Origin of the sequence: Mesorhizobium sp. B2-8-5 (genome assembly GCF_006440675.2) — a bacterium.
Taxonomy (GTDB): Bacteria; Pseudomonadota; Alphaproteobacteria; order Rhizobiales; family Rhizobiaceae; genus Mesorhizobium.
In genome coordinates, this window is the sequence record NZ_CP083951.1 from 4,004,965 (window position 1) to 4,027,309 (window position 22,345).

Annotated in this window: 23 protein-coding genes and 3 pseudogenes; 18 read left to right on the plus strand and 8 right to left on the minus strand. The window is 64.0% G+C overall.

Annotated elements, in window-relative coordinates:
- The first annotated feature begins 2 nt into the window (after positions 1 to 2).
- The 5 genes from FJ430_RS19425 (at position 3) to FJ430_RS19445 (ending at position 4,899) form a co-directional block, all read left to right on the plus strand.
- The gene (locus FJ430_RS19425) at positions 3 to 1,253 is read left to right on the plus strand and encodes a vWA domain-containing protein (protein WP_140710366.1); all 1,251 of its coding nucleotides are present in this window, start codon (positions 3 to 5) and stop codon (positions 1,251 to 1,253) included.
- Between the two features lie 63 nt (positions 1,254 to 1,316).
- Positions 1,317 to 1,655 carry an XdhC family protein gene (locus tag FJ430_RS19430; protein WP_140647488.1) on the plus strand — a complete coding sequence of 113 codons (339 nt, stop codon included), beginning with the start codon at positions 1,317 to 1,319 and terminating at the stop codon, positions 1,653 to 1,655.
- A gap of 5 nt (positions 1,656 to 1,660) precedes the next feature.
- Entirely contained in the window at positions 1,661 to 2,365 is a 705-nt protein-coding gene (locus tag FJ430_RS19435; protein WP_140710367.1) for an XdhC family protein, read from the plus strand.
- Positions 2,362 to 3,978: an NTP transferase domain-containing protein gene (locus FJ430_RS19440; protein WP_140710368.1), complete on the plus strand. Its 1,617-nt coding sequence runs from the start codon at positions 2,362 to 2,364 to the stop codon at positions 3,976 to 3,978. Before FJ430_RS19435 ends, FJ430_RS19440 begins: the two co-directional genes overlap by 4 nt.
- A 33-nt stretch (positions 3,979 to 4,011) precedes the next feature.
- A complete protein-coding gene (locus tag FJ430_RS19445; RefSeq protein WP_140710390.1) occupies positions 4,012 to 4,899 on the plus strand; it encodes an alpha/beta hydrolase in 888 nt (295 codons plus the stop codon).
- A 15-nt stretch (positions 4,900 to 4,914) separates the two neighbouring features.
- Here the strand turns inward: FJ430_RS19445 and FJ430_RS19450 are convergent, their stop codons facing one another.
- Positions 4,915 to 5,964: a DUF1176 domain-containing protein gene (locus tag FJ430_RS19450; RefSeq protein WP_140710369.1), complete on the minus strand. Its 1,050-nt coding sequence runs from the start codon at positions 5,962 to 5,964 to the stop codon at positions 4,915 to 4,917.
- A 141-nt stretch (positions 5,965 to 6,105) separates the two neighbouring features.
- On the opposite strand from FJ430_RS19450, the gene FJ430_RS19455 reads away from it, so the two are divergent.
- A complete protein-coding gene (locus FJ430_RS19455; protein WP_140710370.1) occupies positions 6,106 to 6,612 on the plus strand; it encodes a DUF1993 family protein in 507 nt (168 codons plus the stop codon).
- A gap of 55 nt (positions 6,613 to 6,667) precedes the next feature.
- Here FJ430_RS19455 and FJ430_RS19460 read toward each other — a convergent pair whose 3' ends face one another.
- Positions 6,668 to 6,832: a DUF1127 domain-containing protein gene (locus FJ430_RS19460; RefSeq protein WP_095765222.1), complete on the minus strand. Its 165-nt coding sequence runs from the start codon at positions 6,830 to 6,832 to the stop codon at positions 6,668 to 6,670.
- Between the two features lie 158 nt (positions 6,833 to 6,990).
- Between FJ430_RS19460 and FJ430_RS19465 the strand changes: the two genes are divergently transcribed.
- From FJ430_RS19465 to FJ430_RS19480, 4 genes are all read left to right on the plus strand, one after another.
- On the plus strand, positions 6,991 to 7,134 hold the full coding sequence (locus FJ430_RS19465; protein WP_181175569.1) for a hypothetical protein: 144 nt from the start codon (positions 6,991 to 6,993) through the stop codon (positions 7,132 to 7,134).
- A gap of 12 nt (positions 7,135 to 7,146) precedes the next feature.
- Positions 7,147 to 7,683, plus strand: a complete 537-nt coding sequence (locus tag FJ430_RS19470; RefSeq protein WP_413467789.1) for a hypothetical protein — start codon at positions 7,147 to 7,149, stop codon at positions 7,681 to 7,683.
- Positions 7,684 to 7,799: 116 nt separating this feature from the next.
- Positions 7,800 to 8,867 (plus strand): aldo/keto reductase, encoded by a 1,068-nt coding sequence (locus FJ430_RS19475; protein ID WP_140710371.1) that lies wholly within the window; start codon positions 7,800 to 7,802, stop codon positions 8,865 to 8,867.
- Positions 8,868 to 8,901: 34 nt separating this feature from the next.
- Positions 8,902 to 10,170 (plus strand): cysteine desulfurase-like protein, encoded by a 1,269-nt coding sequence (locus FJ430_RS19480; protein ID WP_140710372.1) that lies wholly within the window; start codon positions 8,902 to 8,904, stop codon positions 10,168 to 10,170.
- Positions 10,171 to 10,176: 6 nt separating this feature from the next.
- Here FJ430_RS19480 and FJ430_RS19485 read toward each other — a convergent pair whose 3' ends face one another.
- From FJ430_RS19485 to FJ430_RS19500, 4 genes are all read right to left on the minus strand, one after another.
- A complete protein-coding gene (locus FJ430_RS19485; protein ID WP_140710373.1) occupies positions 10,177 to 11,205 on the minus strand; it encodes a histone deacetylase family protein in 1,029 nt (342 codons plus the stop codon).
- 2 nt (positions 11,206 to 11,207) lie between these two features.
- Positions 11,208 to 11,699: a GNAT family N-acetyltransferase gene (locus FJ430_RS19490; protein WP_226891789.1), complete on the minus strand. Its 492-nt coding sequence runs from the start codon at positions 11,697 to 11,699 to the stop codon at positions 11,208 to 11,210.
- Positions 11,700 to 11,921: 222 nt separating this feature from the next.
- A complete protein-coding gene (locus FJ430_RS19495; RefSeq protein ID WP_140710376.1) occupies positions 11,922 to 13,304 on the minus strand; it encodes an aspartate aminotransferase family protein in 1,383 nt (460 codons plus the stop codon).
- Between the two features lies 1 nt (position 13,305).
- The gene (locus FJ430_RS19500) at positions 13,306 to 14,946 is read right to left on the minus strand and encodes a N,N-dimethylformamidase beta subunit family domain-containing protein (RefSeq protein WP_140710378.1); all 1,641 of its coding nucleotides are present in this window, start codon (positions 14,944 to 14,946) and stop codon (positions 13,306 to 13,308) included.
- 294 nt (positions 14,947 to 15,240) lie between these two features.
- Here FJ430_RS19500 and FJ430_RS19505 point away from each other — a divergent pair, with 294 nt between their 5' ends.
- The 3 genes from FJ430_RS19505 (at position 15,241) to FJ430_RS19515 (ending at position 16,344) form a co-directional block, all read left to right on the plus strand.
- Complete coding sequence (locus FJ430_RS19505) at positions 15,241 to 15,489, plus strand: ParB N-terminal domain-containing protein (RefSeq protein WP_140542817.1); 249 nt, start codon at positions 15,241 to 15,243, stop codon at positions 15,487 to 15,489.
- Positions 15,490 to 15,606: 117 nt separating this feature from the next.
- Entirely contained in the window at positions 15,607 to 16,002 is a 396-nt protein-coding gene (locus FJ430_RS19510; RefSeq protein WP_140710380.1) for a GFA family protein, read from the plus strand.
- A gap of 129 nt (positions 16,003 to 16,131) precedes the next feature.
- Positions 16,132 to 16,344: a hypothetical protein gene (locus FJ430_RS19515; protein WP_140647475.1), complete on the plus strand. Its 213-nt coding sequence runs from the start codon at positions 16,132 to 16,134 to the stop codon at positions 16,342 to 16,344.
- A 19-nt stretch (positions 16,345 to 16,363) separates the two neighbouring features.
- On the opposite strand, the gene FJ430_RS19520 is transcribed toward FJ430_RS19515, so the two are convergent.
- Entirely contained in the window at positions 16,364 to 17,293 is a 930-nt protein-coding gene (locus FJ430_RS19520; RefSeq protein ID WP_140710382.1) for a hypothetical protein, read from the minus strand.
- A 203-nt stretch (positions 17,294 to 17,496) separates the two neighbouring features.
- On the opposite strand from FJ430_RS19520, the gene FJ430_RS19525 reads away from it, so the two are divergent.
- From FJ430_RS19525 to FJ430_RS19540, 5 genes and pseudogenes are all read left to right on the plus strand, one after another.
- Positions 17,497 to 18,369, plus strand: a complete 873-nt coding sequence (locus tag FJ430_RS19525; protein WP_140647473.1) for an undecaprenyl-diphosphate phosphatase — start codon at positions 17,497 to 17,499, stop codon at positions 18,367 to 18,369.
- 148 nt (positions 18,370 to 18,517) lie between these two features.
- The gene (locus FJ430_RS19530; protein WP_140710384.1) at positions 18,518 to 19,303 is read left to right on the plus strand and encodes a phosphodiester glycosidase family protein; all 786 of its coding nucleotides are present in this window, start codon (positions 18,518 to 18,520) and stop codon (positions 19,301 to 19,303) included.
- Between the two features lie 152 nt (positions 19,304 to 19,455).
- Positions 19,456 to 19,594 (plus strand): annotated as a pseudogene (locus FJ430_RS31755) (muramidase); the annotation flags it as partial.
- A 119-nt stretch (positions 19,595 to 19,713) separates the two neighbouring features.
- A pseudogene (locus tag FJ430_RS19535) lies at positions 19,714 to 20,574 on the plus strand (GH25 family lysozyme); the annotation flags it as partial.
- A 306-nt stretch (positions 20,575 to 20,880) separates the two neighbouring features.
- Complete coding sequence (locus tag FJ430_RS19540) at positions 20,881 to 21,807, plus strand: IS110 family transposase (RefSeq protein ID WP_226892214.1); 927 nt, start codon at positions 20,881 to 20,883, stop codon at positions 21,805 to 21,807.
- A 159-nt stretch (positions 21,808 to 21,966) separates the two neighbouring features.
- Here the strand turns inward: FJ430_RS19540 and FJ430_RS19545 are convergent.
- A pseudogene (locus FJ430_RS19545) lies at positions 21,967 to 22,337 on the minus strand (VOC family protein).
- Positions 22,338 to 22,345: the final 8 nt, after the last annotated feature.

Genomic DNA, 22,345 nt, shown 5'->3' on the forward strand with positions numbered 1-22,345 from the left:
CGATGCCGTCGCCGCATCCGGAACCAAGAGAAGCGACGGCTGACGGGCGCATCGCCGACAACATCGTCTATTTCGCCCGCGCCTTGCGCAAGGCCGGCATGCGCGTTGGCCCGGCCTCGGTGAAAGACGCCATCGAGGCGGTGCTTGCCGCCGGCATCGGCTCGCGCGACGATTTCTATTGGACGCTGCATGCGGTGCTCGTCTCGCGGCACGAGGATCATCCGGTCTTCGACGAGGCCTTCCGCCTGTTCTGGAAATCGCGAGAGCTGATCGAGAAGCTGCTGGCGATGTTTTCGCCTGTCGCGCCGGACGATCGCGAAAAGCAGAAGCCGCGAGCGGCCGAGAACCGCGTCAGCCAGGCGATGTTCGAAGGCCATCGGAAGAACCAGCCCGTGCGCGAAGTGCCGGAGATCGAAGTCGATGCGCGCCTCACCTTTTCCGGCAACGAGGTGCTGCGGGCCAAGGACTTTGCCCAGATGGATGCGGCGGAGATGGCCGAAGCCAAAAAGGCGATCGCGGGCTTGCGCCTGCCCTTCGATCTGATCCGCACGCGGCGCTTCAAGGCCGCCGCGCAGGGGCGCCGCATCGATCCGCGCGCCATGATGCGCTCGGCCTCCCGCACCGGCGGTGAGCTTATCCTGCCAAAATTCCGGTCGCCGCGCGAAGTGCATCCGCCACTGGTGGTGCTGGCCGACATTTCCGGCTCGATGAGCCAGTACACGCGCATCTTCCTGCATTTCCTGCACGCATTGACGGAAAAGCGCCGGCGCGTGCATGCCTTCGTCTTCGGCACGCGGCTGACCAACCTGACCCGTCAGATGCGCCATCGCGATCCGGACGAGGCGCTGGCCGATTGCTCGGCGGCGGTGAAGGACTGGTCGGGCGGCACCCGCATCGGCGACACGCTCGCCGAGTTCAACCGGTTGTGGTCGCGGCGCGTGCTGGGGCAGGGCGCGGTTGTGCTCCTCATCACCGACGGGCTGGAGCGCGACGACGTCACCGGCCTTTCGCAGGAGGTGGAGCGGCTGCATAAATCCTGCAGGCGGCTGATCTGGCTCAATCCGCTGTTGCGCTTCGGCGGGTTCGAGGCGCGCGCCCGCGGCGTCAAGGCGATGCTGCCGCATGTCGACGAGTTCCGCGCAGTGCACAATCTCGATGCGCTGGCCGATCTTTGCGCCTCTCTCGACCAGCGGCCGGCTGCTTCGGTCGATCCGCGCCGCTGGCTGCGAACTGGCGGGAGGCAGGCCGCGTAGCCATATGTTCGTGAGGGGGAAACTAAAGTTTTCCTTGAAAAACAGACTTTGTGAGAAGCGACGATGGATGAGAGCATTTATCTCGATGAGGCCCGCGATCCCCTGATCATCGCGGAAGGCTGGATGAAGGACGGCAAGGATGTCGCCATCGCGACCGTGGTCGAGACCTGGGGGTCGGCGCCGCGTCCGGTCGGCAGCCATCTGGTCATCGACGCCGATGGGAATTTCCATGGCTCGGTCTCCGGCGGTTGTGTCGAGGGCGCCGTGGTGACCGAGGCGATCGACGTCATCGATTCGGGCAAGGCGAAGATGTTGGAGTTCGGCGTCGCCGACGAAACCGCCTGGCAGGTAGGCCTTTCCTGCGGCGGCCGCATCAAGGTCTATGTCGAGCGGCTGGGCTGATCATCGTGGATCCGTATGTCCTGAAGACGCTCAACGAAGAACGCCGCGCCCGCCGCGCCGCGGTGCTTGTCACCGAGCTTGGCGACGGCCGAGACCGCATCGTGCGCGAGGGCGACCATGTTGCAGGCGATCTCGGGGCGGCCATCGCCAATGCGTTCCGCACCGGAAATTCGCGATCGGTGGAAGCGGAAGGGCGGACCTTCTTTCTCAACGCGCATCTGCCGCGCCCACGCCTTGTGGTGATCGGCGCCGTGCATATCAGTCAGGCGCTGGCGCCGATGGCCAGGATCGCCGGCTATCCCGTCGAGATCATCGACCCGCGCACCGCCTTCGCCACGCCGGAACGATTTCCCGATGTCGCGCTGCATGCCGAATGGCCGCAGGATGCGCTGGAGCGCGCGCCGCTCGACAGCTATACCGCGCTCGCCGCCGTCACCCACGATCCGAAGATCGACGATTTCGCGCTGAAGGCGGCGCTCGACGCGCGGTGCTTCTATGTCGGGGCGCTCGGCAGCCGCAAGACCCACGCCAAGCGTATCGAACGCCTGCTGGCGCTCGGCGCCGGCGCCGACCAGATCGCCCGCATCCACGCGCCGATCGGCCTCGATATCGGTGCTGCCAGTCCGGCCGAGATCGCCGTCGCCGTCCTTGCGCAGACCATCCACGCCTTCCGCTCGCGCGGTCTCGAAACGAAAGGCGCCGTGGCGTGAAATTCGGACCGGTTCCGATCGATGAGGCGGAAGGGGCGGTGCTGGCGCATGCGACCGCCGCCGGTGAAAAACGGTTCCGCAAGGCGCACCGGCTGAGCCGTGAGGATATCGCGGCGCTCAAAGCCGCGGGCATCGGTGAAGTCGTCGCCGCGGTTCTTGCCGAGAACGATCTCGGCGAGGATGCCGCCGCCGCGACGATCGCGGCCGCCATGAGCCACCGCAACATCGAGGTTAAGCCGGCCGCGACCGGGCGGGTGAATTTGCATGCGGGAGCCGCAGGCGTCTTTACCGTCGACGCCGGAATGATCGATGCCATCAATGCCGTCGATCCGGCCATCACCATCGCGACGCTGGCGCAGCATGCACCGGTCGAGAAGGGCCAGATGGTGGCGACTGTGAAGATCATCCCCTTTGCCGTCGCCGCAAGCCTGGTGGACAACGTGGCGAGGATCTGCGCCGGCCGCGAGATATTTGCCGTCAACGCCTATCGCCCCATCACCGTCGGCGTCATCCAGACGGTGCTTCCCGGCGTCAAGCCGAGCGTGCTCGACAAGACGCTGCGCGTCACCGAGGCGCGGCTGGCGCGTTCCGGCGGCCGGCTGACGGCCGAACGGCGCACGCCGCACGAGATTGCGCCCGTCGCGGCGGCCGCAACCCAGCTGGCGCGCGACAACGACATGGTGGTGATCTTCGGGGCATCGGCGATGAGCGACTTCGCCGATGTCGTGCCGGCCGCGATCGAGCGCGCAGGCGGTACAGTCGTCCGCGCGGGCATGCCGGTCGACCCCGGCAATCTGCTTGTATTGGGAACGCTCGACGGCAAGCGTGTCGTCGGCGCGCCGGGATGCGCGCGCAGCCCGAAGGAGAATGGCTTCGACTGGGTGCTCGATCGCCTGGTTGCCGGGCTCGAGGTGACCGCGGGCGATATTGCCGGCATGGGCGTCGGCGGGCTTTTGATGGAAATCCCGACCAGGCCGCAGCCACGCGAACCGGCGCCGCAGCCGGCAAGGTCGGCGCTGAAAGTCGATATCGTGCTGCTGGCCGCCGGCCGTTCGAGCCGCATGGGCGGGCCGAACAAGCTTCTGGCGCTGTTCGACGGCGAGCCACTGGTGCGCCGCACCGCCGGGCGTGCGCTGGGCTCGAAGGCCGCCGGCACCATTGTCGTCACAGGCCATCAGCGCGACCGCGTGCGTTCGGCGCTTGGCGGTCTCAGCGTAACATTCGCGGACAATCCCGATTTCGTCGACGGCCTTGCCTCGTCGTTGAAGACAGGAATCGCGAAGGTCGCGACCGATGCGGCCGGCGCCATGATCGTGCTTGGCGACATGCCCGGCGTTTCGTCGACGGACCTCGATAGCCTGATCGATGCGTTTCGCCGCTCCGGCGGTCACGCCGTGGTGCGCGCCTCGCATCAGGGCAAGCGCGGTAATCCGGTGCTTTTGCCGCGATCGCTTTTCGCGGCCGTCGCGCAACTCGAGGGCGACACCGGGGCGCGGCATCTGGTCGAAGCCGAGGGTCTCGACGTCATCGATGTCGAGATCGGGCAGGGCGCCTCGATCGACGTCGACACGCGCGAGGCGCTGGAAGGGGCGGGCGGCGTTCTGCAGGATTGACAAAGCGGAGCCGAATTTCGCATGGCTCTCGGCATGGCTTTCCGTTTCCGACTTTTCTTCGCCCTGATCGCCGCGACAGCGCTTTCCGTTTCGGCCGCCGAGGGGCAAACGCTTTCGCTAAAATCGTTCAAGGACGACCTCTTCGCTTATCCGGCGACGCTGTCGACGAGCGACAACGGCGCCTACACCGTCCTCGACTATCGCGAGACGCGCGACATCAACCAGCGCGACGAGGTGCCGGAGAGACGCGTGCATGCGCAATACACCGACCCCGGCGTGCGCAAGGTGCAGCAGGACCTGATGCTGAAGACCGACGCCGGCGATATCAGGCATGTCGCGGTCGGCAGGACGCAAGGCGCTTCCATCATCGTGCTCTACCTGCACGGACAGGGCGGCAGCCGCAAGCAAGGCGTCGACGACTTCACCTTCGGCGGCAATTTCAACCGCATCAAGAACCTGATGGCCGCCAACAACGGTCTCTATCTTTCGCCCGATTTCCCCGATTTCGGCGACAAGGGCGCGGCGCAGGTCGCGGCGTTGATCGATCACTATGCAGAGCAATCACCGGGCGCGAAAATCTTCGTCGCCTGCGGCTCGATGGGCGGCATGATCTGCTGGAAGCTCGCCGCGCGCAAGGATACGGGCAGCCGCGTCAACGGCCTGCTGCTGCTCGGTTCGCTATGGGACGACAGTTTCCTCACCAGCCCCGCCTTCAAGCGCCGCGTGCCGGTGTTCTTCGGCCAGGGCAGCCATGACGTGGTCTTCCCGGTGGAGAAGCAGGAAGCCTTCTTCCGCTCGATTCTGGCCAAGAAGGCTTATCCGACCCGCTTCGTGCGCTTCGAAACCGGCACCCACGGCACGCCGATCCGCATGGTCGACTGGCGCGGCACGCTGAACTGGATGCTGACGAAAGCGCCGTGATTGCGCTGCAGCGCCTCAAGGCGCCGTGTTGTAGTCGATGACCGTCTGCGGATTTTGCTCGCCGTCATAGGATGCATCAACGTCATACTGGACGAGCGAGAAATCGCCGTTGCGGAAAAGGTAGGTTCCCGATGACGAGGCATCCCCCACACCACGCCATTTGTTGGATGTGGTGATGGTTTTTGTGTTGTCGTCATAGTCCGAGTTGGTCGCCCAGCCGCTGGTCTTGAACCCGATGATATGGATCGATTCGACCTTGCCTTCGCTGTTGTTGTTCTCGTAGCGGATGTCGAGCTCCGGCTCGGTGAACTGCAACTGTGAGACGCCGTTGACGTCGTCGGTGATGTAGTAGACCGCCGTCTCGTTGTAGGCGGCCATCGAGCAGAAGAAGCGGAACAGCCGCGTCTCGCGCTCCGGGTCGCTGGGCTGGGCGTCCTTGTCCTTATAGTGGATGGAATGAGCCTCTGGCTCGCCGATCGGCTTGCCGTCAGGATCCTGCTTGTCGCACTGGTCGCCATAGGTGGCGAGGAAGGCTTTCTTGGCCTGCTCCAATGCCTCGTCCTTCTTCGGCGGCGGCGGACCGTCGCCGCAGCTTGCCGGCACGGCGCTGTCGAAATCCTCGGTCGACGGCTTCAACGCGCCCTTGTCGATGAAGATCGGCTGAAAGGGCGGCTCCTGGATCTGCGCATTGACCTGGCGGACCGTGTAGCAGCCGGCGAAAACCTTGGCCTCGCCTTTCTTGTCGGTCGCCTGGATGGCGACGGGGACGCTGTAATAGATGCTGCCGGCAGCACCGTCCTCCGAGATGGCGCCAGTCTTGACTTCGACGCTGTCGGTGCCGTCGTAACCCTTGACGAAGGCATTGAAGTCCTTTGCCGGCTTCGTATCGCCGAAATAGCCCCAGGCGCGGGCGAATTCGTGACGGTTGATGGCGCTGTAAAGCGAGCGGACGACCGCATCGGCGCTTGATCGGTCATCGACATAGGGCGCATCCGCCGCGGACGCGGAATGCGTGAGGCCGGCCAATGAGAAAAAGACAGTCGCTGCGAAAGTGGCTCTTTTCATCGAATCCTCCGCTCGGTAACGAAAATACTACCACGGCGATTGCGGCGGCGCGGTGACGCCATAGCCACGGCCGCTTGAAGAATCGTGGCGGGAGGCGCTAGTTCACGGCCCGCGGCGCTGGGGCCGCGTGGGAGATACCCCGTGACCATTTCCATGTACGACATATCGGTGGGCGTGTTTTCGGCCAGGCTGAAAGCGCTGGCCAGCGTCTTGACGGCGGCGGAGCAGAATGCCGGCGAGCGCAAGATCGATCCGCAAGTGTTCCTCACCGCGCGGCTGGCGCCCGATATGTTCGCGCTGACCAGGCAGGTCCAGATCGCCACCGACCATGCCAAGGGCGCGCCGTCGCGGCTGGCCGGCCGCGAGGTGCCGAAATACGAGGACAATGAAGCGAGCTTTGCCGACCTGCAGGCGCGGATCACCAAGACGCTCGATCATCTGGCGACATTCGCGGCGGCCGATCTGGAAGGATCGGAAGACAGGACGGTCGAACTAAGGCTCGGCGGGCGCGAAGCTACGTTGCCCGGCCTGCAGTATCTGCTGCATGTGGCGACGCCGAATTTCTACTTCCACGTCACAACCGCCTACGACATCCTGCGCCACAATGGCGTGCCGCTCGGCAAGCAAACTTTCCTCGGAAATCGCTGACCTTTGAATGGCTTGGAGGTTTCCCAGGCGTCCTGGGAAACCTCTTTGGTTCAGCTCAGCGGATCGACATCTCGCGCGCGATGCGCGGAAAATCCGCCGGCTTGATGCCGATATCGGCGCGGTCCGCATTGCTCATCGCGTTCAGAAGCGCGAGCGCCGAGCGGTAACGCTGGTGTTCCTGCGGCCGTGGCCGAGCGAACATTTCAGTGAAGAACCCCATGACTCAGTTGCCCCTGTTGGTCCTCCCGACATCACGATATAGATGATTTGTTAAAATTGTGCAGTGCAGCAATTGCATGGCTGCCATGCCGCACGGAATTTTTTCCGCCACAATCGATTTTCCGTGAAACTTTTCGGTGGGCTCGACCGTACGCACTCGTGCCGGCACATGGCTGGCTTTTCCTCGCCACTCCTGGCGATCTTGCCGGACTGCACGAAGAGCAGTCCGGCTTTTTATTTTCCGATGTCGTCTTGCCGGGCGAAAAAGCGGCAATTGTTAGCATCGCCAGCATTCATTTTTAACGAGAGGCTCCTATGTTTGGCGGCATCAATGCATGCCGTCACGACAGGGAGGTTGAGATCGGCACCGGGAACAAGCTCGATTTCGCTTCGTTGCTCGACGACCTGATCGTCGCCTCGGAGAAAGGCGAGGACGAGGGCGCCCGGCCCTCTATCCCGTTCGACTATCTGTCCGTGGCCGATGAACTGCATTCCGGCCGCATCAAGGTCGCCGGCGAGAGCGTCGCCGCCGAATATCGCGAGCAAGGCGCCGACCTTGCGGCCGAGTTCGCGGCACTTCTCGACCAGGCGAAACTGGCTCTTGCCGGCGAAGAGCACCGGCCGGAGGAAAAGCTGCCGCCGATCGATCCCGAAGCGATTGCCGGCGAGCTCGGCCTCGACCGCCCCGCCAAGAACGCCGATCTCGGCCGCATCCGCCGTAACTTCGCCTTCGCCAACCATCCGGACCGGGTCGCGCCGCATCTGCGCCAGCGCGCCATGATCCGCATGCAGGTGGCCAATATGCTGATCGACGAGGCCAAGCGGCGGGCGCTGGCCGGGGCGCGCCGCTAGCCGCGCAATTCACTCAAAAGTCGAAGACAGCGGGCTTGGAGAAACTCCGGCCTTTGCTTTATGCTTGAACTTCCTCCCCGCGCAGCTCGCGCAAAAACTCCCGCCGGAGACATTCCATGCATAAACGCCGCCTCGGTCGGACCGATCTCCTTGTTTCGCAAATCTGTCTCGGTTCGATGACGTGGGGCCAGCAGAACAGCGAGGCCGAAGGTCATGCGCAGATGGATCTGGCGTTCTCGCGAGGGGTGAATTTCATCGACACGGCCGAGCTTTACCCGATCCCGCCCAAGGCGGAGACGCAAGGGCGAACCGAGAGGATCATCGGCAGCTGGATGAAGGCCAACGGCAACCGCGACAAGGTCATCCTCGCCTCGAAGGTCGTCGGCCGCACCGCCAACGCGTGGTTCCGGGGCGATCGTCCGTCGAAGCTGGTGCGCGCGGATATCTTCGACGCGGTCGAGAAATCGCTGGCCAAGCTCGGCACCGACTATATCGACCTCTATCAGATCCACTGGCCGGACCGGGACATCCCGTGGGGCTCGAATCCGACGCGCGTTGGAGCAGTGGCGCGGCGCGCGGATGCGGCAGGCGCTCTGGGAGACGAGACGCCGATTGCCGAAACGCTCTCCGTCTTCGAGGAACTGGTGAGGGCGGGCAAGATCCGCCATCTCGGCCTCTCGAACGAAAGCTCCTGGGGCGTCATGCGCTTCGTCTTCGAAGCGGAAAAGGGGACCAGTCCGCGCATCGCCTCGCTGCAGAACGCTTACAGCCTCGTCAACCGCACCTTCGAGGTGAACCTTGCCGAGGTCTGCGAGCGCGAGGAGATCGCGTTTCTTCCCTATTCGCCGCTTGCACAGGGCTATCTCACCGGCAAATACAATCATGGCGCGCGACCGCAGGGCTCGCGCTCGCAGCTCTTCAATCGCGGCCAGCGCTACGAGACGCCGAATGCGGCGGAAGTGCTGCTGGAATACACCGAGCTGGCGCGCTCCTTCAGCATGGAGCCAGCACTTTTCGCCAACGCCTATGTGGCGAGCCGGCCCTTCGTGACCGCGAACATCGTCGGCGCGACCACGATCGCGCAGCTCGATATGGCGCTGTCCTCGGCCGTCGTCAGCTGGACCGAAGAGATGCAGAAAGCGGTCGACGCCATCCATCAGCGTGTCGGCAATCCGTGCCCGTGATCGGGAATCGTTAAAAAACAAGAGGATGGACACGATGGCAGAGTTTCCGATCGAGGCCGTGCGCGGCAGATTTCCGGCGCTTTCGCTGGCCGATGACGGTCGCCGGCGCATCTATCTCGACAATCCCGCCGGCACACAGGTGCCGCTGGCGGTGGCGGAGGCGGTGTCGCGCTGCCTGCTGTCGACCAATGCCAATCTCGGCGGTTTCTTCGCAACGACGCTCGCGGCGCAGCAAGTGGTCGACGAGGCCCATGCGGCGATGGCCGATTTCCTCAATGCCGCGAGCGCCGAGGAGATCGTCATCGGCGCCAACATGACGACGCTGACCTACCATATGTCGCGCACGCTCGGCCGCACGATGAAGGCCGGCGACGAGATCATCGTCACGCGCATGGACCACGAGGGCAATGTTTCGCCATGGCTGCAACTTGCCGAGGATCTCGGCCTGGTCGTGCGCTTCCTGCCGTTCGACGAGCGGAGCTGGCAGGTGGAGGAGGCGGCGCTGAAGGCGCTGCTTTCGGAGAAAACGCGCCTTGTCGCGTTGAACTATGCCTCGAACCTCACCGGCTCGATCAATCGCGTGAAAGCGCTGACGGCGATTGCCAGGCAGGCCGGCGCGCTGGTCTATGTCGATGCCGTGCAGTTCGCACCGCACGGGCTGATCGACGTGCAGGAACTCGGCTGCGATTTCCTGATCTGCTCGGCCTATAAATTCTTCGGGCCACATGTGGGCATATTGTGGGGCCGCCGCGACGTCCTCGATACGCTGAAACCCTACAAATGCCGCTGTTCTTCGAACGTCCTGCCCGAACGGTTCGAACTCGGCACGCCGCAGATCGAGCTGATGGCCGGGCTGACGGCGGCAATCGACTATTTTGCAGCTCTCGGCGCTGCCGCCGGCGAGGACGGCTCGCGGCGGCAGCTGATCGCCAAGGCGTTCGAGGTGTCGATCGCTTACGAGAACGCGCTGGCCTGGCAACTGATCGAAGGCCTGTCCGATATCGAAGGCCTGATCATCCATGGCATCACCGATCCGGAACGGCTTACCGAGCGGGTGCCGACCATTTCCTTCACCGTCGAAGGCATCGAGCCGGAAACGATCGTGCGGCAGATGAATACCGAAAACATCTTCCTGTGGTCAGGCCACAACTATGCGTGGGAGGTCGTCCACCAGCTTGGCATACCGGCCGAGCAGGGCGTCGTGCGTATCGGCATCGCGCATTACAACACGGCGGCCGAGATCGAAGAGACGCTGGAAAGCGTGCATCGCGTGATCGCGATGCTGCGGCAGCAGCGTTCCTAAGGCTATCTAACCCTGCTTGCTGCCGAAGCCGGTCAGGAAAGCGGTGAGGTTGTCGCCGAGCGCATCGCAGAGATAGCCGCCTTCCTGGACGATGACCGTCGGCAGGCCAAGTCCGGCTATCGCTTCGCCGATGCGCGAGAAACCCGGCGTCGTCACCGACAGGCCGCCGAACGGATCGCCCTCGAAAGCGTCGAGGCCGAGCGCCACCACCAGCGCTTCCGGCGCGAAGGCGCGGATGCGCTGGAATGCTATCACCAGCGCTTCGAGAAAGGCCGCATCGCCGGATTTGCGCGGCAGCGGCAGGTTGAGATTGTAGCCGAGGCCGGGGCCTTCGCCGCGCTCGTCGGCATGTCCCCAGAAGAACGGGTAGAAGCGCACCGGATCGGCGTGCAGCGAGACGGTCAGCACGTCGGGGCGGGCGTAGAAGATGCCTTGCGTGCCGTTGCCGTGATGCAGGTCGACATCGAGGATGGCGACGCGCGCGGCGCTCTTGCGCAGCACCTGCGCGGCGACAGCCGAATTGTTGATGAAGCAGAAGCCGCCCGCGACATCGGCGAAGGCGTGATGGCCTGGCGGGCGGCAAAGCGCATAGGCCGACGGTGCTCCGGCCATCACCGCTTCAGCGGCCTCCACCGCGCTCCAGGCGCTCCACAGCGCGCTGTTCCAGGTCTCGGCCGAGATCGGGCAGGCGGTGTCGGCCATGTGGTAGCCGGCCTGGCCGACAGCCGAGGCCGGATAGGAGCCGTCGCGGGCGATCGGGTGGATGTTCGGGATGACTTCCGCCGAGGCGCCTTCGATGCGCTGCCAGCGCGGAAAAATGTGCTCGAGGAAGTCGAGATATTCGGGCGTATGCACCGCCGCGATCGGGCCAAGCCCATGATTCCCTGGACGTTCGACCGTCAAGCCGGCAGATATTGCGCCGGCTAATAATCTCTCGACCCGTTCCGGCTTTTCCGGGTTGGGCTGCGGTGCGCCGCTGGAGAGGAAAGCCTTGGGGTCGTGGCGTTTCTGCTCTTCGGCGTAGAAGGTTTTCATCGTCATTCCTCCGGCATATCGGCAAAGGCGAAAAAGGCATCGCCGACGATCTTCTGCACCTGCTCGTAGCTCGACCAGCCGATGCCCAGTCTTTCGTAGAAGGCCCTGGCGGTCTCGTTGTCGGTATCGACGGACAGCCTCAGATAGACCCCGCCCGCCACGCGGCATTCCTTGGCTACGCGTCGAAGCAGCTTTTCGCCGATCCGGCGGCCGCGGAAGCGATCCTCGACGTATAGGTCCTGCACATAGACGCCAGGACGGCCCATCCAGGTCGAGAAGATCGGAAAATGCAGGCAAAGCCCGGCGAATTCGCCGTCGATCTCGGCGATCAGGGTCGAGAAAGCGGGCTTTTCGCCGAAGCCGTAGCGGCGGAGGTCGTCCGGTGTCGAGGTGACTTCCTGATGCGCGCCGATGTGGGTGCCGAGGCGCAGCAGGGCGGCATGAATGGTTTCGACATCGTCAATGGTGCCGGGGCGGAGGACAATCGTGCTCACGACAAATACGGCGCCCAGGCACCCCCCTCTGTCCTGCCGGACATCTCCCCCGCATGGGGGGAGATTGGCAGCTTGGGCCATATCGCCCATCCTGCACCGTCGGAAATTGGCGAAAGCGAAAAACACGGCTGATCTCCCCCCTTGCGGGGGAGATGTCCGGCAGGACAGAGGGGGGTGCGAAGGATCGCAAACATCTCAGGATGGCTCAAACGTTGCCCGGCCTCAGCCTTCCACCGGCAGATCGAGTTCCTCCGCCAGCGCCTGCAGCGAGTCGCCGATGATGGCGATCATCTCGGCGATCTGCTCGGCTGTAATGATCATCGGCGGCGCCACCATGAAATTGTCGCCGTCGATACCGCCCTTGACCTTGCGGCCATAGATGATGAGGCCGCGCGCATAGGCGTGATCGAGCAGGCGCTGCGTCGCCTTGCTGGCCGGGTCGATTGGCTTCAGCGTCTCCGGATCGGCGACCATTTCGGCGCCGGTGAGCAGGCCCTTGCCGCGCACGTCGGCGATGAAGGGGAAGCGCTTTTGCAAGCCCTTCAACTCCGCCATCAGCACGTCACCCATGGCGGCGGCGTTGGCGATGAGATCGAGCCGGTCCATCTCGCCAAGCACGGCGAGGCCGGCGGCGCAGGCGAGCGGATTGCCGGCATAGGTGTGCCCATGCTGGAAGCCGCCCGAGGCAAGCAGCGGCTCGACCAGGCGCATCGGCGCGGCAAGAGCGCCGAGCGGCGCGTAGCCCGAGCCCAGTCCCTTCGAGAGCGCGACGATGTCAGGCCGGCAGTTCCAGTGGTCGCCGCCGAGGAATTTGCCTGTCCTGCCGGCGCCGCTCATCACCTCGTCATGGATCAGAAGGATGCCGTAGCGGTCGCAGATTTCGCGGATGCGCGGATAATAGCTGTCGGGCGCGACAAGGGCAGCCGTTGCCGCACCGCCGATCGGCTCCATGATGAAGGCTAAAACGCTTTCCGGGCCTTCGGCGAGAATCTTCTCCTCCAGCATGTCGGCATAGCGGATGCCGCGCTGTTCCATCGTCAGGTTGTCGCGGTCGCGCCAGGCGGTCGGCGCCGGCACGGTGGGCATGACCCGCATCATCGGCGTGAAGGTTTCGGCGAGCGCATCGTCGCCGGTGATGGAGAGCGAGCCCAGCGTGCCACCATGGTAGGAGGGGAAGCGGGTGATCACCTTCCAGCGCTTCGGCTGGCCGGTGGCGACCGCCCACTGGCGGGCGAGCTTTATGCAGGATTCGGTCGCTTCCGAGCCACCGGAAACGAAGAAGATGCGGTCCATGCCTTCGGGAAGCTTTCCGGCCAGCGCGCGCGCAAGCTCTTCGGCCGGCTCGTTCTCGAAATGCAGCCGGTATGCAAAGGTGGTCTTGTCCATCTGCCGCTTCATGGCGTCGAGCACGTTGCGGTTGGAATGACCGATATTGGCGACCATCGGTCCGCTCGAGCCGTCGATGAAGCGGCGCCCATCCTGCGTCCAGAAATAGATGCCCTCGGCGCGATCGACGAGCGGCCGGCGCAGGCTGGACAGATAGAACAGATGCGATGGCGGCCGCGTTTCGATTTCGGGCGAGGGCTTGGCTTGCAGCTTCGACATGTCAGGACTTTCCGAGATAGCGGTCGAGAACATTTTTGGTCACGCGTTCGACCATCGCGTCCTGCCTTAGCAGGCCGGCGACCCATTCGCAGCTTCCGGCGTGGAACACCTCGCCCTTGCCGCGCGGGAAATTGACGATCATGCCGTTGCCGCGCTTGACCTTGTCGAGATTGGCGTCGCTGGCCTCGCCGAACAAGGTTTCGGCGGTGAAGCGTCCGTCCTCGTCGGTGAGGAACTGGTCCTCGATCGGGATGTCGGCGCTCTCCTCGACCTGGCTCGCCATGCCGACAGCCAGCACCTGCAAGCCATCCGGCGCGCCGCTGGTTTCAGTCGGGTAGGGCAGGCCGCCGCGGATCTCGAAATCGAGACCGTCGACCTCATAGCCATAGACATGGCCGTCGGCGCCAAGCAGGTCGCCATAATAGATGCCGGTGCCGGCGAAGGCCCAGTGCTCCGGCCGGTAGATCGGAAAGCCGCGCACGCCGCGCGGCGCGCAGCCGCCCCAGCCGGCATAGACGCCCCGCGTCGCATTGAGGCCGAAGGTGGCGCTGCCCGGGCGGCCGATCTCGGGTGCTTCCCAGGAATTGGTGGCGCGCGTGACATCGCCGCCGCGATAGGCGGGATCTTGCGCGCGCGCCTTGTATTTATAGCAAACCTGGCGGCGGCCCTCGTCCTCCAGCCGCGTCTGCCACATGAAATTGCCGGCGAAGCGCGCCGCATGGCCCCCGCGCTCGACGTAGTTGTCGACCGCGTCTCGCATCTCCCAGGTCCAGTATTCGTCATGGCCGACGAAGACGACGCAGTCATAGCCAGCGAGGATTTCGGGCGAGAAATGCAATTCGTGCTGGCTGGCGAGGTCGACCGCATAGCCGGCGCGCTCGGCGAAGCGGAAGAAATGGCTGTCATAGCTCGCCCAGCCGGAAGAGGCGTATTTCTTCGAATGTCCGGTGGCGAAAGCCCATTCCATATGCGGGTAACGCGGCACGATCTTCGGCGGCACCGCGACTTCGAGCGGCACGCGCGGCGCATCCTTGGGCAGCACGACAAAGCCGCGGCACCAGGGACGCTGCGTCGACACCATCATCGCGTATTGGTCGCGGTTCGGGCCGGTGATGCCCTGATAGTGGTTCGAGCCGCCCCATGTGTTGTAGGCGAGCCACGTGCCGGTCGCGGCGACCTGCAACAGGCGACCGGGCTTGCGTCCGGGCAGGGGTGTGACGATGAAGAGATGATGGCTGTGGATCGGCTTGCCGCCACGGCCCTCGGCCGAGAGCGTCACGCGATAGGCGCCTGACGGCCAATCGTCGCCGACACGGAATTCGAACGACGCCTCCCAGCCGCAGCCTTCGACCGAGCATTGGTCGGGCGTGTCCTGCCAGCGCGCCGACAGGCCTGTCTTCTCGAAGACCTTGGTCTCGCTGCCGCCGTCGCGGACGATGACCATGCCGAATTGCGGCGCCGTCGAACTCACATGCAGCGTCACCGTTTCGCCCGGGCGATAGGAAAAGCGGCCGCTGTAGCACCAGATCTCGCCGCTCGAACCATCCATGCCCGGCCATTCGTAGCAATGGCCGCGCACCGCCTCGCGGCGCTGCTCGGGCGTCAGCCCGAAATCGGGGAATTCGGTGGGCAGTTGCGTCAAGGAACACCTGAGATCACGAGGCCGCCATTGAGACCATTGGCCGGCCAAGCGTCAAATGGAAAGCGTCGGGCCAGCCCGCACTTGCGCTTGGCGATGTCCGGCAAACGGACTATCTCATCCTAGGGTCCATCGATATTTCAGGCGAGGCCGGCCTGCGAATGGCAATTTCCCGCGCTTCCGGTGCTCACGTACTTCAAGTACGCTCCGCTCCGGTTCTCGGGAACCGCCTTTCCCGGCTCGGCCTGACCTGAATCTCGACAGACCCTGGCGCAAGATTTCCCACGGGGAGCCGACATGCTGCGTGTGCAAAAGGTCAAGGTCGACGACATCTACGTGCCGACGGCGCGCCGCAAGACGCTGCACCCCGAAACCGTGCGCCATCTCGCCGAGGATATTCTCGAAAACGGCATGAAGACGCCGATCCAGGTGCGGCACGACGGCAAGCGTCACGTCCTGGTCGAGGGGCTGCACCGGCTCGAAGCCGCCAAATGGCTGGGCGAGACCATGATCGACGCCTATCTCGTCCAGGCCAAGCGCCATTGATCTCTCGTCCGGGGCTGGCCTATCACCGTTAGCGATCGCGTCCCATCAAAGCTTTTTGATTGACGCCGCCATGCCGGCGGCTAGAGCGTTCCGATACTCGCGAACAGGATGCTTATCATGGCGAAGTATGAGGGCGGTTGCTTGTGCGGCGCGGTGCGGTATCGGGCCGATGCCGAGCCGGTCAACGAACGGGTTTGCCATTGCCGGATCTGCCAGAAGGCGATCGGCGCCGCCTTCAACGCGCGGCTTCTGTTCCGCATCGACGACGTGACGATCGAGGGGCCGGTGGCGACGATCAATTCCACGCCCGACCTCCAGCGCGGCTTCTGTCCGGTGTGCGGCACGACGATGTTTTCGCGTCGCGACTCCAGGGGCATTCTCGGCGTCACGTCCGGCTCGCTCGACGATCCGTCGCTGTTCGAGCCCGACATGCATTTCTGGACTGCTTCGAAGCAGCCCTGGCTGATGCTTGATGATGGCCTGCCGCAACATGAAGGCGCGCCGCCGGCCTGAGTCATTGCGACGCAGGCCTGCACAAAAATTTCATCTTGGATTCACGAGATAGCCGGCAAAGCGTCATTGGCGGGCCATCATTGGCTGCCTATCTAAGCGCCATGCGGGAAGGCATCGAGGAGGCGACGGATGAGCGAGAGCATCAACACCCTGGACGAGCTTTTGAACGACCCGATGGTCCAGCTCGTGATGGCGCGCGACCGCGTGCGCCCCGCCGAGCTTCGCCTGCTTCTGGAAAAGGCTCGCGACAGGGCGGGCGAGGATTCTCGCATCGACCAGGCTTCGGTGCCGCCAGCGCATGTTGTGGCAAGAAGCTGCCTGAAGCAGTGGTTGTACCGTTGAGGCAACTCCGCCGAAATGGTCAGCTCGAATTCGCGGGTAAGTAACTGTAGTGGCTGCGCAAATAGGCGAGCCTGAAGCCGAGCCGGTCGTAGTTGCGATAGGCCGGTCCGTCGCGGTCGGGGCGCGGCGCCTCGATGTCGGCGACAAACAGTTTCGCGCCGGCGGCGATGCCGTCGCGAACCAGCCTTTCGCCGAGCATGGCATCAAGATCGAAGCTCGGTGCCATGATTCCCGGCACCGGGGCGTCGATGCCGCTCCAGGCGGCGCCGTTTGAGATGAACAGCGAGCGCACGGCGGCGACCGCGCCCTTGCGTTTCAGCATGTAATGACGCCAGCCCTTACGACCGACAAGCGCCGTGAGCCAGGGCGAGGTGGGAAGCCTGTATTTGGCATCGATGAAAGAAGCCCATTCCGAAGCTGTCTTGGGTGTGACCTCCTCGATCGCCAGATCGTCGACTGGGATCAGCGGGTCGCCCGGGAAAAGCGGCTCGTCCGGCAGCGGCGTCGCGTCGCGAAAGATGCGCTCCCAGCCGCTTTGCTGCTGCATCCCGCGCGCTTCCAGCCAGCATCTCAGCCGCGACGGCTCGGTGTGCGGATTGGTATAGAACCACGGTCGCACGATGCCGGCCGCGCGGTAGTGCGCGAGCAGCGCATCGACCTGTTCTTCCGTCGCCGGGCCATCGACGCCGATATTCTTCACGCAGTTGAAATGGATGAAAGGGATCGTCGTGCAGGTGGTCCAGACAAGGTCGCCGTCCTTGGCGATCGACAAGCCTTGCCGTGCCGCGAAATCGGCGGGCGCCGCCTCGTAAAGGTCGAGCCAGGCAGCAACTTCGGCGCGTTCGATGGCGCGGCTGAAATCGCGCGACACCGCCTCGATCGCGATGTCCGGGACGTGCGTTTGCGGCGGCACGACTGGCTGCAGTTCCGAGAGGGCGGCGGTCGACATGGGATGCTCCTCCGATTTGCCTTACAGTGTAAGATTAGAGGAGAATAATATGATGTCGCCTGTTGTCAAGCAGGATTAGCGGCACCTTACAAATCCGTGAGTTGGAATCACGCTGTCGTGAGGCTAAGCCTGTCCCCGATGGGCTTTCGATGACGATTCACTTTTGCCCCGGATGACGGCCGGGGCACGGGGAAAGGACCGGGATGACCGACGTCTGCACGCAAGGACTGGATACCGGCTTTGTCGGCCTGGGTTACGCCAAGGTGGCGTTCCTCGGCATCGTGCAAGGCATCACCGAATTGCTGCCGATCTCATCCACGGCGCACATGCGCATCGTGCCGGCCGTGCTGGGCTGGCAGGACCCCGGCTCGGCCTTCTCCGCCGCCATGCAGCTGGCGGCGCTGGCGGCGGTGATCAGCTATTTCTGGAGCGATGTCAGGGACGTGCTGTTCGGATCGCTGTCGGCGATCTCGCGCCGCGATTTCGGCGACCGCTATTTCCGCCTCGCGATCAGCATCGTGCTTGCGACCGTTCCGATCGTCATTGCGGGCCTTGCCCTTTCCGGCGTGCTCAACGCCTGCAATTCGCCCTTGCGCGGGCTCGCCGTCATCGGCTGGGCCTGCATCGCCATGGCGATCCTTTTGGCGCTCGCCGAAATCTTCGCCAGCCACAAGCTCGTGCTGCGCCAGGCATCGATCCTCGACGCGCTGCTGGTGGGCATCGCTCAGGTCGGCGCGCTCATTCCCGGCGTCTCGCGCTCGGGCTCGACGCTGACGGCGGCGATGGGGCTGGGCTTTGCCCGGCCGGAGGCGGCGCGCCTGTCGTTCCTGCTCGGCTTGCCGGCCATCGCGCTGGCCGGCCTCAAGGAGCTCTATGAACTGCACAAGGTGCATCTCGACGCGCATGGCTGGTCGATCCTGGCCGTCGGCCTTGTCGTCGCCTCGATCTCGGCCTTCTTCGCGATATGGGGGCTGATGCGGGTGCTCGAGCGCTTCTCCGCCTGGCCGTTCGTCATCTATCGCGGCCTGCTCGGCGTGGTGCTGCTGATCGGGATCGCCACTGGCTGGCTTGTCTAAAGCGCGTCGCGTCGAAACGGATTCACGCGACGCTTTAGGTCGTTGCTTGATGCATGTCGTTGTCGCAAAACCGAGGCCACTTTTGCGCGACATGCATTAGAGGTCTCGACCCAATCCGCTGTATCGACGCCGACGCTCGGGTGCGCTGATGGATCTTGTGACTCTGCTGCAATCCGTGCCGTTGCTGGCGACGCTGGTGAAATCGGCGGCGCCGGCGGCAATCGGTGCCGGCATGGGCCTTGGCCAATGGCTGGCGGCGCTGCCGCCCTGCCGCGACCAGACCTTCGAGAACGCGGCCTATCTGGTCTGCGAAGCCGATCCGGAGCATTTTTCCATCGAGCTGTTCTGGAAGAACAAGGACGGCGATTTCTACCGGTCGCTGCACAATCTGCGCAGCGCGCAGCAAGCGACCGGGCGCACCCTGCTTTTCGGCATCAATGCCGGCATGTATCATCCGAACCTCGCGCCGGTCGGGCTCTATGTCGAACGCGGCGAGCAGATCACGTCGGCGAAGACCGGATCTGGGTCCGGCAATTTCTCCATGCAGCCCAATGGCGTCTTCTATCTCAGCGCCGGCAAGGCCGGGGTTCGCGCGACCAAGGATTATCTGAAGCGCCCACCGCGCGTCGACTATGCCACGCAGTCCGGGCCAATGCTGGTCATCGACGGCAAGCTGCATCCGAAATTCCGTTACGACGGCACCTCGCGCAAGATCCGCGATGGCGTCGGCGTGCGCGCCGACGGGGTCGCGGTCTTCGCGATCTCGAACGATGTCGTGACTTTCTACGAATTCGCGCGGCTGTTCCGCGACCAGCTCGGCTGCCCGAACGCGCTCTTCCTCGACGGCTCGATCTCGAGCCTCTATGCGCCCGCGATCGGCCGCAACGACGATTTCTGGAATCTGGGGCCGATGATCGGCGTGTTCAGGCGCTAGCCAAGAAGCTCGCTTCGGCGCCATCCCGAATCATCCGACCGCGCCAAAAGTAAATTTTGATTCAAACTTTGTTGGTAATTTCTCATTAGGAATGGGGGTTCCGGCGGCGCTGTTCCTGCCTTCGGTCTGTTTTGTTTTGCGTACAGGTCAAGATGCGGATTTTTGGCGTCGTCAGTTTCGTGCTCGCATCGCTATGCCTTGCCGGCTGCTCGTCCACGTCGGGCGTCGATGCCTTGCAGATGCCGTCCAACGAGACGACGAGCTCGGTCGTGCGGCCGAGCGCGCCGGTGTCGAAGGGCGTAAGGACCGCCGTCACCGAAAGAACCGTCGAGACCGCGTCGATGTCGGGCGCCGCGCGCATCAAGCCGCCAGCGCCGTTGCTCGACGAGGGTAACGCGAGCCCCGGCGACGAGGACACTCGCCCCTTCGGCCTTGCCGAGGAGGAGACGGTGAATTTTCCCGCGACCGAATTGCCGGACAGCGTCGAGCCGCCGGTGCAGGAGGCAGCGCTCGTCTCGCCGCCGAAGCGGCTGTCGCGCGCGGCGCCTGCTATGCTCGCCGGTCCGGTCACCCGTTATGCGTTCCGCGACGCGAAGCCGATCAATTTCGGCCGCTCTTCACCTCGCCATCTTGCCGTTCACGGCGTCGACGTCTCGCGCTGGCAGGGCAACATCAGCTGGCAGAAGCTGCGCGCCCAGGGCGCCAACTTCGCTTATATCAAGGCGACCGACGGCGGCGATCATCTCGACCCGATGTTCATGAAGAATTGGCGCAACGCCGATGCCGCCGGGCTGAAGCGCGGCGCCTATCATTTCTTCTACTGGTGCCGCACCGCCGGCGAGCAGGCCGACTGGTTCATCCGCAACGTGCCGAAGGTCGACGGCGCGCTGCCGCCGGTCATCGACGTCGAGTGGAACGGCGATTCCTCCTGCAAGCGGCGGCCTTCGCGCGAAAAGGTGCTGGAGAAGATGCAGGTGTTCATGGACAAGCTGGAGCGCCACTACGGCCAGCGGCCCATCATCTACACCAGCCCCGACTTCTATCGCGACAACCTGCGCGGCGCCTTCCAGGATTATCCCTTCTGGCTGCGCGCGGTGGCGGCCCACCCGTCAAAAGTCTATCCGGGTCGCAGGTGGCTGTTCTGGCAATATTCGGGCTCCGGTCTGTCGCATGGTGTCAGCGGCCGCATCGACCTCAACGTCTTCCATGGCGACGAGCGCCAATGGCGCGCCTGGCTGGGCGGGGGGCAGATGGTGGCCGACGCGGATTAGGATTTCTTCTGGAGGCGGCCGGAGAGGAGTGCTCCAGGGAAGGCCGCTCCGTTGAAGAATCGGGCATCGCACGCCTTCGTCATCCACGGGCGGAGCAAGGAGCGAAGCGACGCAGCGCAGACCATAGAATCCTGTGTGTTGGTTCTGGTGTATGGTTTGAAGTGGGAAGGAGACCGAATGAATCCTGGTCGTCCTTTCGGACAGGCCGTGGCATGGCCCGGTCCCTTCCCACCGGTGAACCATCAACCTGAACAGTTGCACGGGGCTGTTCTAAGCAGACCCCGCACCACAGGAAGAGGCGTGGACATGATAGCCCAGAACTATGTCGGCTGCGACATCTCAAAGCAGTGGCTCGATTTTTTTGATGAGACAAGTGGCCGTCTTCGGCGCATCGACAACCAGGCCGACGCGATCGCGGCGTATGTGGCGGGCCTTGATCCCAGTCGGGACTTCGTCGTCATGGAGGCGACGGGCGTCCATGACCGGCTTCTGCGCCATGCGCTGGCCAAGGCCGGCGTGCCGTTCTCGCGGCACAACCCGGCGCATACCCACCACTATGCGAAGTCGACGAGACGGCGGGCCAAGACCGATCCTCTCGACGCCAGGATGCTGAGCGACTACGGCCGTCGCTATAATCCTGAGGCCGAGCCGGCGCCGCGCGAAGAAGTCGAGCGGCTTCAATCGCTTGCCCGCTACCGCGATCAACTGGTCGAGATGCGGGCAACGGCGAAGAAGCACCTCGCCGAGGCCTTCAATGAGATCGTCATTGCCGATCTGGAAGAAACGATCGCCTACCTCGACACGCGCATCAAGGCGATCGAGAGCCAGATTGCCGAAGTCATTCGTCAAGCCGAGGACACCGCCCGCGATTACACGCTGATGGTCTCCGTGCCCGGTGTCTCCAAGGTCGGCGCATTCTCGCTGCTGGCGCTTCTGCCCGAGCTCGGCCAGCGCTCACCCAAGGCGATCGCGGCACTGGTCGGCCTGGCCCCGTTCGACAACAAAAGCGGCAAGCTCAACCGCAGGAGCCAGATCCAGGGCGGGCGATCACGCGTGCGCCGCGCTCTCTACATGGCAGCCCTCACCGCCATCAGAACCTGTGAGCGCTTCAAGACCTTCTACAGCGCACTTGCTGCCCGCTCCGGCTCCAAGAAGCTCGCCATCATCGCCGTCGCAAGGAAGCTCCTGGTCGTCCTCAACGCCATCATGCGCGATAAAACCGCATTCGCATGAACACAGTTGCCATTCCGTGACGTCAAGGCGTCGCCACGGTGCAGAATTTTGCTCCGCTGTACTCCCTGGTGAAGGTAATGGCATGGATTCTAGGGTCTTCGCGACGGAGCTTCGCTCCTGCTCCGCCCTAGAATGACGAAGCGGAGGGCCGCCGCCACATTACGCCTCGTTGATCATCGCCTCGATATTATAACCGTCGGGATCGAGTACGAAGCAGGCGTAGTAATTCGGGCCATAGTCCGGGCGCGGACCGGGCGCGCCATTGTCCGCGGCGCCCGCCGCGAGCGCCGCGCGATGAAACGCATCGACCTCAGCCTTGCTCTTCACCCGGAAGGCGACATGGAGATGGGTGAGCGGCGGCTTCTCGCTCGTGCGCTGAATCTCAAACAGGCAGCCATTGCCGACATCGAAGGCCCAGAACAAGCCTTCCTTGCCGAAGGCAGGGTTGTAGCCCAAGGGCGCAACGCCATTTCGTAGAAGAGCTTGCTCTTGGCGAGATCGCCGACTTCGATGGTGATGTGGTCGATCATGGCGAGAA

Bases quoted from the DNA above. Each gene is read 5' to 3' on its own strand.
- FJ430_RS19425 (WP_140710366.1), top strand. From the start codon at position 3: ATGCCGTCGCCGCATCCGGAACCAAGAGAAGCGACGGCTGACGGGCGC.
- FJ430_RS19430 (WP_140647488.1), top strand. From the start codon at position 1,317: ATGGATGAGAGCATTTATCTCGATGAGGCCCGCGATCCCCTGATCATC.
- FJ430_RS19445 (WP_140710390.1), top strand. From the start codon at position 4,012: ATGGCTTTCCGTTTCCGACTTTTCTTCGCCCTGATCGCCGCGACAGCG.
- FJ430_RS19450 (WP_140710369.1), bottom strand. From the start codon at position 5,964: ATGAAAAGAGCCACTTTCGCAGCGACTGTCTTTTTCTCATTGGCCGGC.
- FJ430_RS19460 (WP_095765222.1), bottom strand. From the start codon at position 6,832: ATGGGGTTCTTCACTGAAATGTTCGCTCGGCCACGGCCGCAGGAACAC.
- FJ430_RS19470 (WP_413467789.1), top strand. From the start codon at position 7,147: ATGTTTGGCGGCATCAATGCATGCCGTCACGACAGGGAGGTTGAGATC.
- FJ430_RS19475 (WP_140710371.1), top strand. From the start codon at position 7,800: ATGCATAAACGCCGCCTCGGTCGGACCGATCTCCTTGTTTCGCAAATC.
- FJ430_RS19480 (WP_140710372.1), top strand. From the start codon at position 8,902: ATGGCAGAGTTTCCGATCGAGGCCGTGCGCGGCAGATTTCCGGCGCTT.
- FJ430_RS19485 (WP_140710373.1), bottom strand. From the start codon at position 11,205: ATGAAAACCTTCTACGCCGAAGAGCAGAAACGCCACGACCCCAAGGCT.
- FJ430_RS19495 (WP_140710376.1), bottom strand. From the start codon at position 13,304: ATGTCGAAGCTGCAAGCCAAGCCCTCGCCCGAAATCGAAACGCGGCCG.
- FJ430_RS19505 (WP_140542817.1), top strand. From the start codon at position 15,241: ATGCTGCGTGTGCAAAAGGTCAAGGTCGACGACATCTACGTGCCGACG.
- FJ430_RS19510 (WP_140710380.1), top strand. From the start codon at position 15,607: ATGGCGAAGTATGAGGGCGGTTGCTTGTGCGGCGCGGTGCGGTATCGG.
- FJ430_RS19515 (WP_140647475.1), top strand. From the start codon at position 16,132: ATGAGCGAGAGCATCAACACCCTGGACGAGCTTTTGAACGACCCGATG.
- FJ430_RS19520 (WP_140710382.1), bottom strand. From the start codon at position 17,293: ATGTCGACCGCCGCCCTCTCGGAACTGCAGCCAGTCGTGCCGCCGCAA.
- FJ430_RS19525 (WP_140647473.1), top strand. From the start codon at position 17,497: ATGACCGACGTCTGCACGCAAGGACTGGATACCGGCTTTGTCGGCCTG.
- FJ430_RS19530 (WP_140710384.1), top strand. From the start codon at position 18,518: ATGGATCTTGTGACTCTGCTGCAATCCGTGCCGTTGCTGGCGACGCTG.
- FJ430_RS19540 (WP_226892214.1), top strand. From the start codon at position 20,881: ATGATAGCCCAGAACTATGTCGGCTGCGACATCTCAAAGCAGTGGCTC.